This window comes from Roseibium album, assembly GCF_001404515.1.
In the GTDB taxonomy this organism is placed as follows: Bacteria; Pseudomonadota; Alphaproteobacteria; order Rhizobiales; family Stappiaceae; genus Roseibium; species Roseibium album.
The window spans coordinates 49,597-65,752 of sequence record NZ_CXWE01000015.1 but is presented as its reverse complement, the minus strand read 5'-3'; the positions used below and the strand labels follow the sequence as shown (position 1 = coordinate 65,752).

The window sequence follows — 16,156 nt, the reverse complement described above, 5'->3', positions numbered from 1 at the left end:
CTTTCAAAATTGCAGGATTCTGCGATTTCCAAGGTGCACTATGGTGCAATTCTCGTGTGCCAACCTTTCCTCTAGACTGCAAATCTGGGAGGAAGCGGCTATGTGTGGCGATCCGCATGCCGGACACGTCGCTCTATCCGAACTTAACCTGGGAGGAGACAGGATGAGGAAGTTTTTCGCAATGGCAGCGGTCAGCGCACTCGCGATGACCGGGGCGCACGCCGACGTCACTGAAGAGGACCTGGCAAAGGATCAGGCGACGACGGACAGTGTTCTGACCAATGGCATGGGGCGGGACCAGCAGCGGTTCTCACCATTGAAAATCATCAACAAGGACAATGTCCAAAATGTTGTTCCGGCGTGGGCATTTTCCCTCGGGGGCGAAAAGCAACGCGGTCAGGAAACACAACCTCTGATTTATGACGGCGTGATGTATATCACCGGGTCCTACTCGCGCCTTTATGCGATCGACGTCAAGACCGGAGAAGAGATCTGGCAGTATGATGCCCGCCTTCCAGAGGGTATTCTTCCCTGCTGCGACGTGGTCAACCGCGGCGCGGCCATTTACGGTGACAAGATATATTTCGGGACACTCGACGCGCGTATCGTGGCGCTCGATCTCAAAACCGGGGATGTGGTCTGGCGCAAGAAAATCGCGGATTACAAGGCTGGTTATTCTTACACCGCCGCACCCGTGATCGTGAACGGTCTGATCGTCACCGGTAATTCCGGTGGTGAATTCGGAATCGTCGGAGAAGTGCAGGCCCGCGATGCGGAAACCGGAGAACTGGTCTGGACCCGTCCTGTCATCGAAGGTCACATGGGGACCTTCAAGGGTGAAGACAGCACAATGACGGGTACGCTCAATGCGACCTGGCCAGGTGATCTCTGGAAGACCGGTGGCGGCGCCACGTGGCTGGGCGGAACCTATGATCAGGACACCAACACGCTGGTCTTTGGCGCGGGCAACCCGGCCCCATGGAACAGCTGGCTTCGTGCTGCAGGCAACCCGAGCGGAACGGAAGGAGACAATCTCTACGCCGCTTCGCGGATCGGGATCAATCCGGAAAACGGCGATATCAAGTGGCACTACCAGACGACCCCGCGAGAAGGCTGGGACTTTGATGGTGTGAACGAGGTAATCCCCTTCGTGGACGCAAGCGGCAACAAGCGGTATGCGACCGCGGACCGGAACGGATATTTTTACATCCTGAACCGTGACGACGGCGCCTTCGTCAATGCCTGGCCGTTCGTCAGTCAGATCAGCTGGGCGGATGGTATCGGTGAAGACGGCCGTCCGAAGTTCAACGAAGGCAACCGCCCGGGCGACCCCAGCAAGGCAGCTGACGGCAAGAAAGGTGAAGTGGTCTTTGCCGTTCCATCGTTCCTTGGGGGCAAGAACTGGATGCCGATGGCGCATAATCCGGATACGGGTCTCTTTTATGTGCCTTCGAACGAGTGGGGAATGGATATCTGGAACGAGCCCATCTCCTACAAGAAGGGCGCGGCCTATCTCGGGTCCGGATTTACCATCAAGCCCATCTTCGAGGATCACATAGGGTCCCTGAAGGCGATCGATCCGAATACCGGGGACATCAAGTGGGAATACAAAAACAACGCTCCCCTGTGGGGCGGTGTCATGACCACGGCCGGCGGGCTGGTCTTTACCGGCATGCCTGAAGGCCAGTTCAAGGCTTTTGATGCTGACACGGGCAAGGAGCTGTGGTCTTTCCAGACGGGGTCCGGGATCGTTGGCCAGCCGATTACATGGGACATGGATGGCGAGCAATACATCGCCGTAGCTTCCGGCTGGGGCGGTGCTGTGCCGCTCTGGGGCGGCGAAGTCGCCAAGAAGGTGAACTACCTGAACCAGGGTGGTTCGATCTGGGTGTTCAAGCTGCCAAAGCAGCTGGCATCGTCGAACTAAGACGGAACGGTTCGACACTTCCGGCGGCTTGCCGCCGGAAGTGATCCGTCTTTGGCGCGAAATTGCGCGCGAAGAACCTGTCGGTACCCATCGTCCGAAGCCGGGAGGAAAAGGATCATGTCACTTGAGACTGACGGCGCAAACAAGTTCCTGATCATCGATGATCATCCCTTGTTTCGAGAGGCTCTGCACAGTGCCGTGGAGCTGGCCTATCCCAACTCGGACACGCTTGATGCAGCGTCGCTCGACGATGCCTGCGAGTTCCTGGATCACGATTCTGGTTTTGACCTCGCACTTCTTGACCTGTCCATTCCCGGTGTCAAAGGCATGGACGGACTATTGCATCTCAGAACCCATTATCCGCGGCTTCCGGTTGTCGTGGTTTCAGGCGCGGAAGATCCGCCCATCATTGCCCAGGCCATGGCCTATGGTGCAGCGGGGTTTGTTCCAAAGTCATCGAAAAAGACAACGCTGGCGCAGGCGATACAACAGGTAATGAACGGTGCCACTTATTTGCCGGAGAACTATAACGACACCGATGATGAACCGATTGACGATCAGACCCGGAAAATGATCGCGCGACTGTCCAGTCTGACACCGCAACAGATCCGGGTATTGCAAATGATCTGCAGCGGCTTGCTCAACAAGCAGATTGCCTATGAGCTTCAGGTCGGTGAAACGACGGTCAAGGCGCACGTCTCGGAAATCCTGCGCAAATTGTGTGTTTCAAGCAGGACGCAGGCCGTGATCGAGGTCAAGAAACTGGAAGCTCTCGGTACCGCAGATCCTTTTGACACAAACGCTACGGCTGATCCCGGACTGCGGCCGCTCAGGCGTCACAGCTGAGCCATATGGCTGATCGCCGGTTAACTCGGTGAAGTCGATCAGGCGTGTCGCCCTTGGAACCGTTTGAGAGGCTCAACGGGCTCCACGGTCCCACCATCACAGCTTGCCAGAAATATCCGTTCTGCCTTGCGTCTCGAGCCGGTAGTCACCGTTATTGTGTGACGCATCACAAGCAACATCCTGGAACTTGCGTTCATGGGCCAATGGCAAGGCGAGCGTGGGATCGTCCCATTTGCACTTTTTGGGTTCTTGCGTCAAAATTTTGATTAATCGATTAACTTAGCCGTTGACTTGGATGGAACTTGATTGCTTAATCGTTAAAGCAAGAGGGTTCGATGGTCAGCATCAAGCAAATCGCAAGCGACATGGGCGTGTCGACCGCAACAATTTCGAATGCGTTGACCGGCAAGGGGCGTGTTTCGCAGGAGTTGGTCACGCGCATCCAGACCAGGGCGGAAGAGCTCGGATATCGCCCCAGCATTGCGGCGCGTGCACTCAAGACCGGGCAGACCGGCATACTGGGTCTCGTGATGCCGGATCTTACCAACCCGCTATTTCCGCGCATTGCCCAAACACTGTCAATTCAAGCGGACAAACGAAAACTCGGAATTCTGATCGCGGATTCGCGCGGCAGTGCAGATGAGCAAAGCGAAGCCTTGCGAAGGCTACTGGACAGAGGTGTGGATGGGCTCATCGTCGTTCCACAGAAGGGGACGACGCCGGATCCTATGCCCGTGCCGGTCGCTGTCCTGAACACAGCTTCAGATCCCGGGAATTCGGTTTCGGCCGATCACTCGGGCGGCGGTGCCCTGGTTGCGCGGCACATTTTGGATATCGGACATCGCAAGGTGGTGATCCTTGGCGGAGATCAGGTCTCGGAAGTGCAACGCGATCGCATTGCCGGCATGACCGATGCGCTGCCATCCGACATTGGTGTCGACGTATTCTGGGGAGATGCAGGTGTTGAGAAATCGGTCGCCATGGTTCAGACGGGTGCAACGGCGATCATGACCACTTCCGACCTGATTGCTCTTCAGGTACGCACGGAACTGATGCGCACGCAAATATCCGTTCCCGATCAGGTCAGCCTGACCGGTTTCGATGATATGTCGTTCTCATCGATCATGCATCCGGCACTTACGACAGTTGCCCAGAATGTCGACGAAATCGCAAGCAGAGCGATTGATATCATCTCCGCCAAAATCAGCGGCAACATGCCGGATCACGAGGGGGAAACCGTGCCAATGCAGCTCGTCGTGCGGCAATCGACATCCATCCCGAACCACATTTTCAGCAGGAGACCACCTCGATGACCAAGTACATATCAATCCTTGCGCTGAGCACTGCTCTCACCGCGACAGGCGCGGCGGCACAAGAAAAGCTCACTATTTCAGTCTATTCTTTCGCTCAGGATGCCTACAAAGAGGTGCTCTACGATCCATTCGAAGAGATGTGCGGCTGTGAGCTGGTCATCGAGACCGGCAACTCGGTGGAGCGCATGGCCAAGATCGAGGCAAATGCCGCTGATCCCGTCATCGATATGGCCGTGATTTCTTCCCACGACGCGCTGAGCCTGGCGCGGAAAAACCTTCTGCAACCCATCGATACATCCAGGCTCCAGAGCTTCGACAAGCTCTACACCGCCGCGCAGGATCCGATCGGCGACAACATGGCGGTTGGCTACACCTTCTATGCAAGTTCGATCGTCTATCGCAGCGATCTGGTGAGCATAGAGAGCTGGAACGATCTGCTGGGTGAAAAGCTTGCCGACAATGTCGCTTTGCCGAATATCACCGGCACACAGGGACCGCTCACACTTATGATGCTCAACAAGGCCGAGGGCGGCAAACCGGGCGAATTCGCGGGCACGATTTCGGCGATCGGCAAACATGCCGACGACATTGTCACTTTCTATTCCCGATCCTCCGAGCTCGCTCAGCTCATGAACCAGGAGGAAGTCATTGCAGCGCCTGTGGGGCGTTTCGCCTGGAGCCGGTTCAAGAGTTCGCCACTTCCGTTCGCGTGGGCGGAACCGAAGGAAGGCCAGGCAGGTGGCATGAACGTCATGATCATGACCGCAAACAACGGCAATGAGGACCTGGCTTACAAGCTCATGGACTATTGGCTTTCAACCGAAGTGCAGACTCGCATTGCGGAGGCACTGATCGACAGTCCTGCAAACACGGAAGTGAAGGTGAGCGACGAGGTGGCCGAGAACCTCACTTATGGTGCGGAGCTCATCAATTCGCTCAACATCCTGGATCCGTCGGTCATCATCGCCAACCGCGATGCCTGGGTCGAACAGTGGAACAACGAAGTGATCCGATAACACACGTTGGAGGGCGGCCTTTCCGGTCGCCCTTGCGTGTCCCTGTGGCCGGAGCCTTTTCATGTTTTTAAACCGCTCAGAAGGATTTGCGCTTGCCCTGCCCGCGGCGCTCTTCACCTTCCTGGTGTTCCTGGTTCCCGTAGGTATTCTGCTGTCGGCGGCATTCCAGGCTGAACCCGGGGTCTGGAGCCTGCAGGGATATGTCGACTTTTTCTCAGAATCCCTGAACCAGAGCGTCTTCTTGCGCACCCTGAAGCTCGGTATACTGGTTGCCGGCACTTCCGCGGTGATCGGTTATGCGGCGGCATTTTGTATCGTGAATTTGCCGGCATCGTCGCGCGGCCGCATCTTCGGCCTTGTCGTGCTGCCGCTGATGATATCGCCCGTGGCCAGGACCTATGCCTGGATTGTCATTCTCGGCCGTACCGGCATCGTAAACGACGTGATCGTGGGGCTGGGCTTGTCGGAAACACCCATTCGCCTCCTGTTTACCGAAACGGCGGTTTTCATCGGTCTTCTCCAACTGTTCCTGCCGCTCATGATCATATCCCTTGTCTCGGCAATGGAGAACATCCCGCGGGATGTGGTTCCAGCCGCCCGCGTGCTGGGCGCCAGCTGGTTCCAGGTGTTCTTCCGGGTCATTCTACCGCTCACCAAGGAAGGGCTGGTGATCGGAGGCACACTTGTCTTTACCGGAGCGCTGACAGCCTATATCACCCCTGCCATTCTCGGAGGATCGAAAGTCCTGATGTTGGAGACTTTGCTCTACCAGAAGGTCAACGTGTCGAATGATTTCGTATCGGCAAGCGTCATCGCCATGATCCTCATTGTCATGTGTTTTTCGGCCAATCTGGTCCTGAAACGTATTGCCTCGGTGCGGAGCTAGACCATGTCCCGCCTTACAATCTGGCTCATCCTGGGCACAACGCTCACTTTCCTGATCGGGCCTTTTCTGATCGTCATTTTCGCAGGAGCCTCTGCGGGAGAAACTCTGACCTTTCCTCCCCAGGGCCTGTCGCTCAAGTGGTACGCCAAGGTCTTCACGGTGGAGAGCTTCCGAGACAGCTTTGCATTGTCGATGTTCCTTGCGATCTTCGGCACGCTGACGGCCCTGCTGATCGGCATCCCGGCCGCCTATGCGCTCAATCGCTACAACTTGCCCGGAGCCGAGGCCATCCGGACGATTGTTGCCGCACCCATCATCGTCCCGGGGATTATCGTGGGTCTCGCGCTCTTGCGCTATTTCGTCGTGCCGCTTGATGTGACAATCACCATGGCGCTTTTCGTGACGCACACCGCGCTGGTCCTGCCCTATGCGGTTCGTGTCGTCTCGTCGAGCCTCAACAACCTGCGTGCGGACATGGAAGAAGCGGCTGTTATTCTTGGCTGCACGCGCTTTCAGGCATTTGTCAAAGTCGTTCTGCCGAATATTCGCGGCGGTATCCTTGCAGCCTTTATTCTGGGCTTCGTGACCAGCTTCAATGAAGTGCCGGCCTCGCTCTTTCTGTCCGGGCCGGGGGTGCGCACTCTGCCGATCGACATGCTTTCCTACATGGAAATCACATTCGATCCTTCCGTAGCGGCTCTCTCGGCTCTATTGGCCTTCATGTCGGTTGCCATCGTCTTCGTCGCCGAACGACTCCTGGGGTTTTCTCGTTATGTCTAATGCATACGTTTCACTGACCGGTCTAACGCTTTCATATGGGCAGACGGTCGCGGTGCCGGAGCTGAACCTGGATATCCGAAAGGGTGAGCTGATTGCGCTTCTCGGTCCTTCGGGATGCGGCAAGACAACCACCATGCGGGCCATTGCAGGGCTCCTCGCTCCGACAAGCGGAAAAATCATGATCGACGGTGCGGATGTAACCCGGACACCTGCGAACAAGCGTGGAATTGGCCTCGTTTTCCAGTCCTATGCGCTATTTCCTCATCTCAGCGCCTTCGAGAATGTTGCTTTCGGGTTGCGGCTCCAGAAACAGCCCGATGCACAAGTCCGTGCCAAGACCGAAGCCGGCATGGCGACTGTCGGCCTGACAGGCTTCGAAACGCGAAAGCCTTCTGAAATGTCAGGTGGCCAGCAGCAGCGATTGGCGCTGGCCCGGTCGCTGGTAATGGAACCGAAAGTTCTGCTGCTCGATGAGCCTCTGTCCAACCTGGACGCACGCCTGAGACTTGAGATGCGTAACGAGTTGCAGCGGGTCCAGAAGGACACCGGGATCACAATGGTCTTTGTCACGCATGATCAATCGGAGGCACTGGCATTGGCCGATCGTGTGGTGCTGATGAAGGACGGCAAGATAGAGCAACTGGGGACGCCTGCAGAACTCTATGCCGAGCCCAGCACCGCGTTCGCGGCGAATTTCATGGGGTTCGAGAACATCTTCCGCCTGGAGGGTGCGGACCTGGTCTCGGATCACGGCCGGTTACCCTTCGGCACCGAAGCTGCGGTCCCGTTACTGGCCTGGCGGCCAGGCGGTGTCGCGGTCGGGAAGGGGCCTCACGTTGGCCGGGTGATTGCCAGCAGTTTCGCAGGTGATCACCGGGAATATGTGATCGACAGTCCGTTGGGTCAGATCAAGGCGGATGCTTCCATCGATCTCCCTGAGGTGTTACTTGGCCAGCAAGTCGCATTCGATCTTCCACAGGCAACCGCACGGCATTTGGCAGCGTGACAGCAATTTGGGTTGATACTGATTTCGGGTTTGACGACCTTTGGGCGCTTCTCCTGCTGCGGCACCTGGGACATGAGGTCGCCGGTGTTTCCCTTGTCGCGGGCAACGCCCCGCTCGCCCAGGTTTGTGCCAATGCCATGGGAGCCAAAGAGGCCTATGGCTTCGACTGGCCTGTCTGGCAAGGCGCTGATCGGCCGCTGAAACGCCTGCCGGAGACCGCCGAACGCATACTCGGCCCCACCGGAATGCGGAGCCGGGGAGCCAGGTTGCCGGTTTCCAGATCCGGTGCACCGCTCAAGGGCGCACCGGACGCGATGCGGGATTGGCTTCAGACTGCCAATGACGCGAAATGCCGGATTTTGGCTCTCGGTCCACTCACGAATATCGCGCAGCTCGTGACGCAGTCACCCGAGGTGACAGGCCGGATCGAACGATTGGTCTGGATGGGGGCAAGTGCGGGCGCGGGAAACCATACGCCCATGGCCGAATTCAACGCGGTGGCCGATGCCGAAGCATTGGATTGTGTCCTTGCATCCGGTCTTGCAGTCGACATCGTCGACCTTACGTTTTGCCGAAAGGTGACTTTCGGACCGGAAGATATGCCCGAGACAGATGAGTTGACCCGCGACCTGCTGGGAGGCTACCTCGATATCGCGCTGGAGCGTGCTCGCCCGGGCATGGCGATTTACGACCCTCTTGCGGCACTGGCTGTGGCGGACCCGGACAGTATCGGCTTTTCGTCCTGCAAGATTGAGGTGTCGACGGAAACGGACGAAAGCTATGGGGCCACCAAGGTCATCGAAACAAGTTCGTCCACAACGAGAATTGCGACCGAAGCGAATGCGGATCTGGCGCAACTCTGTCTCAGCGCATTGAAACGGGAGGCCTTAAATGGCCCAAGATAGCGACCTTAACGCGCCGGAACTGAGAGACCGGGCAGTCAGAGCGGCCCAGGGCCAAGTTCCCTTCGACCTTCTGATTGCGAACACGCGTTTGCTGGACATGGTCACGGGCCGCGAACGTGACGCGGATATTGGCGTGACAGGGGGGCTCATTGCCAGCGTGCATTCTCCGGACAGGGCGCGTGAGGCGCATGCCTTCTTGGATGCCGGTGGCCGTTTCGCGGTCCCGGGTCTGATAGACACGCACATGCATGTGGAAAGCTCCATGGTGACCCCGGCTCAATACGCGGCAGCCGTGGTTCCACGAGGCGTCACAACGGTGGTTTGGGATCCGCACGAATTCGCGAACGCCTGTGGTCTTGCAGGGGTCGACTACGCGGTTTCGGCAGGCAGGGACCTACCGCTTCGCTTTCTGACACTTGCGCCAACCTGTGTTCCCTCTGCTCCAGGTTTCGAGACGTGCGGTGGCGACTTCGGCCCGGAGGTGCTCTCGGAACTGTTGACCCGCGAAGATATCCACGGCGCTGCGGAGCTGATGACAATGCAGCCTCTGCTCAGTGGCAATCCCAGGGTCAAGGGCATCGTGAATGCGGGACTGGCAAGCGGAAAGAGGGTCTGTGGACACGCACGCGGCCTTGAGGACGGCACCCTGGCAGCATATGCGGCGGCAGGCGTCGAGAGCGACCATGAGCTGACAAGTGCGCAGGACCTGATTGCGCGGCTGGAAGCGGGTATGACGGTTGAACTTCGGGGCTCCCACGAACATCTCTTGCCGGAATTCACGGAGGCAATTCTGGAGCTGGGACATCTTCCCCAGACACTCACTTTTTGCACCGACGACGTTTTTCCCGATGACCTGGCCAATCATGGCGGGCTGGATCATATGGTCAGGTGCATGATCGGTCACGGGCTTCCGCCTTCATGGGCTTACCGCGCGGCGACACTCAACGCAGCGACGCGTATCCGGCGTTCAGATCTGGGACTTGTCGCACCTGGAAAACGTGCCGATATCGCAATCCTCGACGACATTGAGCGCGTGAAAGCCAGTCTGGTAGTCGCAGACGGTGTCCTGGTTTCCGAGGGCGGCAAGATGGTCAGGCCTTGTCTCGCGGCTGCTCCTCCAGTCGCGCTCAGGAACTCAGTTGCGGTCCGTGAACTGCGGCCCGATGATTTTGAGGTTGCCGCCAAGGGATCAACAGCTGAGATCGCAACCCTCTCCAAACCGAGGTTTCCGGCTTGGGGTGCTCGAACGGTGGATGTAAAGGCAGGGAAATTGTCGCTTCCCGATGACATGATCCGCATGGCTATCGCCAACCGGTACGGTCGAAATCTGCCCGTGCGTGTGGCATTTCTGGAAAACTGGGGAACATGGCGCGGCGCATTCGCGACAACCGTTTCTCATGACAGCCACAATCTCACCGTCTTCGGTTGCGATCCGGTCGACATGGCGCTGGCCGCAAACACGGTCCGCTCATCGAATGGCGGGTTGTGTGTCGTCTCCGACGGCAAGGTGCTTGGGCATCTAGCCCTACCCCTGGCAGGCCTTGTCAGTGAGGCGCCACTCTCAGAAACGGCCGAAAGCTTTGCCGCTTTGCGCCGGTCACTCGACACGTTGGTCGACTGGGAGCCACCCTACCTTGTTTTCAAGGCGCTCTTTGGAGCATCTCTCGTCTGCAATGCCGGTCCACGCCTGAGCGATGTCGGCATTGTTGATGTCTTCAATGAGCAGATCCTTGAGACACCCGTTATTCCGTCAAGATCTACCCCGAGGCATGCACAAGAACGTCCCTGATTTGATCAGGGTCTGTCGCAGCGACCTGCCGCTGATCAGGTCGCTGCAACCGCGATGATTTCCACCGCTAAGTCCGGTGTTGCGAGTTTGGACTGCGCACAGGCCCGGGCCGGAGGATTGGCCGGATAAACCGAGGCGTCACAGACTTCGTTCATCTCGATAAAGTCGGCCATGCTCGCAAGCCAGATGTTTGCCTGCAGGATACGGCAATTGTCGCTGCCTGCGTCACTCAGAAGTCTTTCGATCGTTTCCAGAATTACCGACCAGTCCGGCCAGCCCGACCATGTTGCCAGGGACAACGGCCTGGCTCATGCGTGGACCGATCCCGAACCGTTTGATTTCCGTCATATTGTTTGCTCAACCGTTCAATCAATTCTGGCTGAGACGGGAAGGATCGAGAGCCTGCACAACCTCCTGTGCCAGTTCCGGTTTCCGTCCCAGACAAAGATCCGCCGTGAGCTGCGACAAGGCAGGTGCGGTTTGAACACCGTATCCGCCCTGTCCGGCCAACCAGAAAAATCCGTCCCCGTCCGGAGCAAAGCCGACGGCAGGCGTTCGATCCCTTACAAAACTGCGAAGACCTGCCCAGCTGTGTTCCACACGTGTGATCTGCATTTTCACAGCCTGTTCGAAACGGTGCAGTCCTTCCGCGAGCGCCATGTCGTCTACCCAGGCATCATGAGGCTCCACTGGGTCTTCATCTGCCGGAGAGACCATGAATTTACCTGCGTCCGGTTTCACGTACCAACTTTCCGATGCGCTCGCGACCAAAGGCCAGGACGTGATATCGAACCCGTCCGGCGGTGCAACTATGGCCGCAGACCGGCGCATCGGCTGAAGCCCAATCCCTTGAATTTGTGCCCGTGCCGCAATCACGTCCGCCCACGCTCCGGCCGCGTTTATGAGGACCGGAGCCTCAAAGCTGCCGGCTGGTGTCTCCACGCGCCAGGCGCCCTGTGCCCACCGGATCGTCTCTGCCGGTGCCCGTATTACAATTTTTGCCCCATGCTGCCTGGCAAGCCGGACAAAGCCTTGAAGTAACCGGTCAACGTCAATGTCCCTGGCGGCTCGCTCGATTGCCGCTGCAGCAATCCTGTCCTTTTTAAGGAGCGGGAATAGAGTGACGGCCTCTTCAGCCGTCAAGAGATCCATACCGTCTGCGCCATCCAGATAGGCCTGAAACGCACCGAGCTCCTCTTCAGTGGCTATCAGCATTTCACCGCGCGGCGTCAGCAGGCTATGCCCGGACAATCCTTCGGGTGTTTCCAGAATCGGCTCAGAGGCCACATTGAGCGCCCGCAAGGTGGCATTGCCGTAGTTGCGAATGAAAATCGCCGCCGAACGGCCTGTCGCATGCCGGCCGAGCGCATCTTCCATCTCAAGCAGAGTGACCGATGCGTCTGGCGCAAGACGCGCAGCTGCGCCGGCGCCGGCGATACCGCCGCCGATAATCAGAAATTCAGACCGGAGTGTCATGCGCGTTGAAATCCCGTCAGGACACTGGTCAGATTGTAGCCAAGCTCATCGGCCAGGTATCCGCCTTCCTGGACAAACAGTGTGGGCAGGCCGAGCCCGGCGATTGCCGCTCCGATGCGGGCGAAACCGGGTGTGGTGATGGCAAGGCCCTTCAGCGGGTCATTCTCGTAGGCATCGAGACCGAGCGCAATAATCACGATGTCCGCACCAAAGGCCAGAACGCGCTCAAGTGCTGTGTCGAGTGTTGTCAGATAGGCGTCGTCGCCGGTCCCGCGTTCCAGTGGCAAGTTGAGATTGGTTCCCCTGCCAGGCCCCTCGCCACGCTCATGGCCGTGCCCCCAGTAGAACGGATAGAAGCCGCTCGGATCGGCGTGAACGGAAACGGTAAGAACATCACTTCGTTCATAGAAGATCCCCTGGGTGCCGTTGCCGTGGTGGACGTCAATATCGAGAATTGCAGGTCGCCTCCCAGCCATCAGCAACCGTTCTGCCGCGATGGCGGAATTGTTCAAGAAACAAAATCCGCCGGCCAGATCGGAAAACGCGTGGTGGCCGGGCGGACGGGACAGGACATAGGCTGCCGTCTCTCCTTCAAGCATCAGGTCGGCACCTTCAACGGCGCTTTGCGCAGACCAGTAGGCTGCGTCCCACGTGCCTTCGGCGATGGGACAACTGGTATCCGCCTGGTGAAAACCGGCCTGTCCGACCGCCGAGCGCGGATAACTCGCAGTTCGCCGGTCCGGATGGACGTTCGGGATCACTTCGTCGGAGGCGTTCTTTATCCGGCGCCACCGTGCGTGGATTGTCTGCAAAAAGACTAGGTATTCAGCGGAATGCAAGGCGGCGATCGGACCCAAGCCGTGGTCAGTCGGTGTCTGGAAGACACAACCTGCCTCGATCGCCCCATTTTGAAGGACCTCTATTCGGCGAGGCTGTTCCGGATTGGCAAGCCGCGTACCGGCTGCCATGAAATGCTTCGGATCATGTTTCCGCTGACGGTCGTCAAAAATGGCTTTCATGAGCGTTTCCTCAGGCTTTCCAGCGCTACTCCCTTGAGGGAAAGCACGGTTTCATCCGGCAGATCTTCAAACCCTAGTCGCGCATAGAAACGGCGAGCTTCGATGTTGTGGTTGTGAACGGCAAGTTTCAAGAAGCATATGCGCCAGGCGGATGGCGCTTCCACCAGTGCGGCTTGCAGCAATCGTGGTCCCAGGCCTTTCCCTCTGGCAAGACGGGAAACCCAAAGGTCCGAAACATAAAGGCCCGCTCCACCCAGACTGGTCGAGAAAACCGGCGACGCGATGAGGACGCCCTCAAACACGTTGCCTCGTTCTGCAACCAGCGCGAAGAAAGCCGGGTTGTCACCAAAACCATGTGTAACAAGATCCTCTGTCCCGGCCCGGTGTGTTTCGCCGAGGTCAGCCGATAGTTGTTGCAGCGCCTGATTGAGCGGATCTGCATCGGTTGCCGTTGCTTTCCGGATCGAGATCCCGTTCATGATCAGAATGCTTCTCCGCCAAACGCTTCAGGGCAAGCATGGTCTTTGCCGCAGCCGCGGTTGCCGTTGTACGGCGGGCGTCTCAGAACCGACGCGATGTTTCTTGGTGCGTTTTTGAAGATTAGATCGTCCGTGGTTTCCAGAAAAGGCTTTTCCCAGTCAAACGTCCGGCCATCGTGGCTGTCGGCCTGCGGGTACAGTGCGAAATTCATCGTATCCTGTTTGCGCGATCACATTTCCGGCTCGCGCCGGAGCGGATTTTTCAGTCGTTCTTGCACCACCATGGCTACCCTACCGCCCGTCGTCACGCTGTAACCAGGTCGCAAATGGCCTGTTTTTGCAGCATGAAGCAGTGATAATTCGCGGCCTTTGCCGACGGACGGACGACCATGTTCCGGATTTCTGGAGTGAAGATGCAAGATCACAGCGCCTGCTTCGGCCGCATCCGAGGCCTGTCGGCTATCTCGCCGGTCGTGACAGGAAAACAGGGCGACGTGGCCAGCGTGCGAACGGAACCCGAAGGCAAGGCTCAACCGCGCCGTAAAAGCCCTTCTGGATATGTCGCTGACCAAAAATCGCGAGACACCGATCGAGAAGCGCACGTATCCGTGACGTCTCAAGAACCAAGGGAAGCGAATTGCAATCCGTCGAAGCAATCCGTGTGCTCGCCGCGCCCGGGTATCAATATCAAGCCGGTCATTCCTGGCTGGGTCTTTTCGCAGCGAGTGAGCGCCGTCGCCGTTGGGCGCTGAATGATACAGGACCGTGGCCAGGGATTTGAATGGCCGGCTTCACGCTAGCCGAACAGGAGACCGAAATCGGGCAAAGGGTCCCTGATTTTTGCAAGGCGAAGCATGTGCCAGGCCAGCGCCTGATTGCTGCTGATGATCGGCACGCCGACTTTCCGCTCCATCTCCTTGATAATATTCAGGGTTCGAAGGCTGGTGCAAGAAATCACGATCGCGTCGCAGGGGGCTGCCGCAGCAATGTTTTCTGCCGCAGCGACGATCGACTTCTCGCAAATTCTGGCAACAGTCCGGTCATTGCCTTCTTCGAACGATCCAAATCCGGCGATGTCAAATCCGGCTTCGACAAGTCGCCGCCGCATGCGTTCAGACACTTCAGGTATGTACGGCGTGATGAAGCCGAGCCGTTTTGCCTTGAGCTCGCGTCCAGCCGCGATGACAGCGGCAAGCGGGTCGGACACCAGAGCGTTCGGATAGACCGTCCGGATGGCACGGGCAACGTTTTCCGAACCGATCACCGAGGATGCCGATGTGCATCCGTAGCCGATCACGTCATAGTCCGGCGCACTCGGCAAAAGTCGTGCGGAGGCCGGGAGGTCCCTTTCCATTTTGGCCAATGTGTCTGCGCGGACTTCGGGCACCATCGGAATACGACTGTGATAGAGCGCGACGCCCTCGAGTGCCATTATTCTTGAAAACTCGGGCTCGAGTGTTTCGTCGGTTTCCAGCACGATCATGCCCATCGTTGCGCGGGTCCCGATCCCGATGTCCGTATCAAATTCCAGCTTCATGGGTCTTCCTCAGATAACGGGCAGATCGCGGGGAGCGCGTTCTGACAGCAACTCCGGACCGTCCTTGCGCACCACGATGTTTTCCTCGTGCACCATGATGCGACCATCGCCGTAACTCAGTGAGGGTTCGAGTGTGAGGACCATATTCTCCTGAAGCACAGTGTGGTCGAAGGCAGCGTGCGAGGGCCATTCTGTGAGCTGCATACCCAGTCCGTGTCCAAGGCGGCCGACATCGCCACCCTGATCGTCCAGTTCTGCGATGACAGCCTGCATGGTCTGAAAGAGCTGCCGGCAGGTCGCACCTGTACGCGCGGCATCAAGTCCGGCTTCGGTCGCACGCCAGAGCACATCATAGGCACGGCGGGAGGCATCGTCGGCTGTCCCGATGGCAAAATTCCGATCGAAATCGCAATAATACCCGTCCCAAACCGCGCCGGTGTCCAGCATAAGAATGTCGCCATTGGCAAGCGGGCGACGGGAGGGAGGGGAAATCACGTCCCGGTAGCCACCCTGATCCGCGCCGCCGACCAGATAAGGAACGTCATCGGCACCCAGGGCAAGGCCTTCACGCCGGACGGCCCGAAACAGATCTTCCAGGGGCTGACCTTCATGCGCCAGCTCGGGAACGCTCGCAAATATCCGTGAACCGATCGCGCAAATGTGTGCAAGCTTCTCGATCTCCCGATCGGACTTTACCATGCGCAGACCCCGGATCAGCGCGGTCGCATCCGCTATCGAAAGGCCAGGCAGACCTGCAACCAGGCGTTCATAGTCGCCCAACGGCATGCGCAGCGCTGTTTCATGGCCTTTCATCACACCGATTGTTTTTCCCGCCTGAGCCATAGGCGCGAGCAATTCCGTCAACAGGCTCAGCCCGTCATCGTCCGGACAGGGTGCACTCCAGGTGCGGATGTCGTCCAGCCATGTACTGCGCATCAATTCCGCACCAATTTCGGGGATGACAGCGACCGGTTTGCCGACCGGTGGCACAAAGACGAACCATGGCCGGGTCGGGCTTTGCCAGAACAGGGTATGGAAGCCCGTGAAATACCTGACCTCCGCTTCCGTCATCAGCAACAATCCACCGAGACCCGCTGCGGCCATGCCTGTCTGGGCATGTTCGGTGCGAGCCGCAAATTCAGCTTCGGGAAATCCGCGCATGGGTGACCCGGTCACG

General features: G+C 58.2%; 17 protein-coding genes and 1 pseudogene. 10 read left to right on the top strand and 8 right to left on the bottom strand.

Annotation, left to right across the window (positions count from 1 at the left end; all coding sequences use genetic code 11):
• The first annotated feature begins 163 nt into the window (after positions 1 to 163).
• The 9 genes from LA5095_RS30325 to LA5095_RS30285 all read left to right on the top strand — a co-directional run bounded on the left by LA5095_RS30325 (position 164) and on the right by LA5095_RS30285 (position 10,468).
• Positions 164 to 1,927 (top strand): PQQ-dependent methanol/ethanol family dehydrogenase, encoded by a 1,764-nt coding sequence (locus tag LA5095_RS30325; RefSeq protein ID WP_055391732.1) that lies wholly within the window; start codon positions 164 to 166, stop codon positions 1,925 to 1,927.
• A gap of 117 nt (positions 1,928 to 2,044) precedes the next feature.
• Entirely contained in the window at positions 2,045 to 2,773 is a 729-nt protein-coding gene (locus tag LA5095_RS30320) for a response regulator transcription factor (protein WP_055391712.1), read from the top strand.
• Positions 2,774 to 3,108: 335 nt separating this feature from the next.
• Positions 3,109 to 4,086 carry a LacI family DNA-binding transcriptional regulator gene (locus tag LA5095_RS30315; protein ID WP_055391711.1) on the top strand — a complete coding sequence of 326 codons (978 nt, stop codon included), beginning with the start codon at positions 3,109 to 3,111 and terminating at the stop codon, positions 4,084 to 4,086.
• Positions 4,083 to 5,102: an extracellular solute-binding protein gene (locus LA5095_RS30310; protein WP_055391709.1), complete on the top strand. Its 1,020-nt coding sequence runs from the start codon at positions 4,083 to 4,085 to the stop codon at positions 5,100 to 5,102. Before LA5095_RS30315 ends, LA5095_RS30310 begins: the two co-directional genes overlap by 4 nt.
• 61 nt (positions 5,103 to 5,163) lie before the next feature.
• Entirely contained in the window at positions 5,164 to 5,988 is an 825-nt protein-coding gene (locus LA5095_RS30305) for an ABC transporter permease (protein ID WP_055391708.1), read from the top strand.
• A gap of 3 nt (positions 5,989 to 5,991) precedes the next feature.
• Positions 5,992 to 6,768 (top strand): ABC transporter permease, encoded by a 777-nt coding sequence (locus LA5095_RS30300; protein WP_055391706.1) that lies wholly within the window; start codon positions 5,992 to 5,994, stop codon positions 6,766 to 6,768.
• Positions 6,761 to 7,774 (top strand): ABC transporter ATP-binding protein, encoded by a 1,014-nt coding sequence (locus LA5095_RS30295; protein ID WP_055391704.1) that lies wholly within the window; start codon positions 6,761 to 6,763, stop codon positions 7,772 to 7,774. The genes LA5095_RS30300 and LA5095_RS30295 overlap by 8 nt, the downstream gene beginning before the upstream one ends.
• Entirely contained in the window at positions 7,771 to 8,679 is a 909-nt protein-coding gene (locus LA5095_RS30290) for a nucleoside hydrolase (protein ID WP_055391702.1), read from the top strand. Before LA5095_RS30295 ends, LA5095_RS30290 begins: the two co-directional genes overlap by 4 nt.
• A complete protein-coding gene (locus LA5095_RS30285; RefSeq protein WP_055391701.1) occupies positions 8,666 to 10,468 on the top strand; it encodes an adenine deaminase in 1,803 nt (600 codons plus the stop codon). Before LA5095_RS30290 ends, LA5095_RS30285 begins: the two co-directional genes overlap by 14 nt.
• 35 nt (positions 10,469 to 10,503) lie before the next feature.
• Here the strand turns inward: LA5095_RS30285 and LA5095_RS30280 are convergent.
• The 6 genes and pseudogenes from LA5095_RS30280 to LA5095_RS33545 all read right to left on the bottom strand — a co-directional run bounded on the left by LA5095_RS30280 (position 10,504) and on the right by LA5095_RS33545 (position 13,867).
• A pseudogene (locus tag LA5095_RS30280) lies at positions 10,504 to 10,816 on the bottom strand (RidA family protein).
• 21 nt (positions 10,817 to 10,837) lie between these two features.
• Positions 10,838 to 11,944, bottom strand: coding sequence for an NAD(P)/FAD-dependent oxidoreductase (locus LA5095_RS30275; protein WP_055391700.1), 1,107 nt, complete (start codon positions 11,942 to 11,944; stop codon positions 10,838 to 10,840).
• Complete coding sequence (locus LA5095_RS30270; RefSeq protein ID WP_055391699.1) at positions 11,941 to 12,963, bottom strand: histone deacetylase family protein; 1,023 nt, start codon at positions 12,961 to 12,963, stop codon at positions 11,941 to 11,943. The genes LA5095_RS30275 and LA5095_RS30270 overlap by 4 nt, the downstream gene beginning before the upstream one ends.
• Positions 12,960 to 13,442, bottom strand: coding sequence for a GNAT family N-acetyltransferase (locus tag LA5095_RS30265; RefSeq protein ID WP_055391698.1), 483 nt, complete (start codon positions 13,440 to 13,442; stop codon positions 12,960 to 12,962). Before LA5095_RS30265 ends, LA5095_RS30270 begins: the two co-directional genes overlap by 4 nt.
• A gap of 2 nt (positions 13,443 to 13,444) precedes the next feature.
• Positions 13,445 to 13,654 carry a hypothetical protein gene (locus tag LA5095_RS30260; RefSeq protein WP_055391697.1) on the bottom strand — a complete coding sequence of 70 codons (210 nt, stop codon included), beginning with the start codon at positions 13,652 to 13,654 and terminating at the stop codon, positions 13,445 to 13,447.
• A gap of 18 nt (positions 13,655 to 13,672) precedes the next feature.
• The gene (locus tag LA5095_RS33545; RefSeq protein ID WP_350185239.1) at positions 13,673 to 13,867 is read right to left on the bottom strand and encodes a beta-keto acid cleavage family enzyme; all 195 of its coding nucleotides are present in this window, start codon (positions 13,865 to 13,867) and stop codon (positions 13,673 to 13,675) included.
• Between LA5095_RS33545 and LA5095_RS33360 the strand changes: the two genes are divergently transcribed.
• On the top strand, positions 13,832 to 14,194 hold the full coding sequence (locus LA5095_RS33360) for a hypothetical protein (protein ID WP_235808800.1): 363 nt from the start codon (positions 13,832 to 13,834) through the stop codon (positions 14,192 to 14,194). The two genes, LA5095_RS33545 and LA5095_RS33360, sit on opposite strands and share 36 nt — an antisense overlap.
• A gap of 44 nt (positions 14,195 to 14,238) precedes the next feature.
• Here LA5095_RS33360 and LA5095_RS30250 read toward each other — a convergent pair whose 3' ends face one another.
• Positions 14,239 to 14,979 (bottom strand): maleate cis-trans isomerase family protein, encoded by a 741-nt coding sequence (locus LA5095_RS30250; protein ID WP_055391695.1) that lies wholly within the window; start codon positions 14,977 to 14,979, stop codon positions 14,239 to 14,241.
• 9 nt (positions 14,980 to 14,988) lie between these two features.
• Positions 14,989 to 16,155: a M24 family metallopeptidase gene (locus LA5095_RS30245; RefSeq protein WP_055391694.1), complete on the bottom strand. Its 1,167-nt coding sequence runs from the start codon at positions 16,153 to 16,155 to the stop codon at positions 14,989 to 14,991.
• Position 16,156 lies beyond the last annotated feature (1 nt).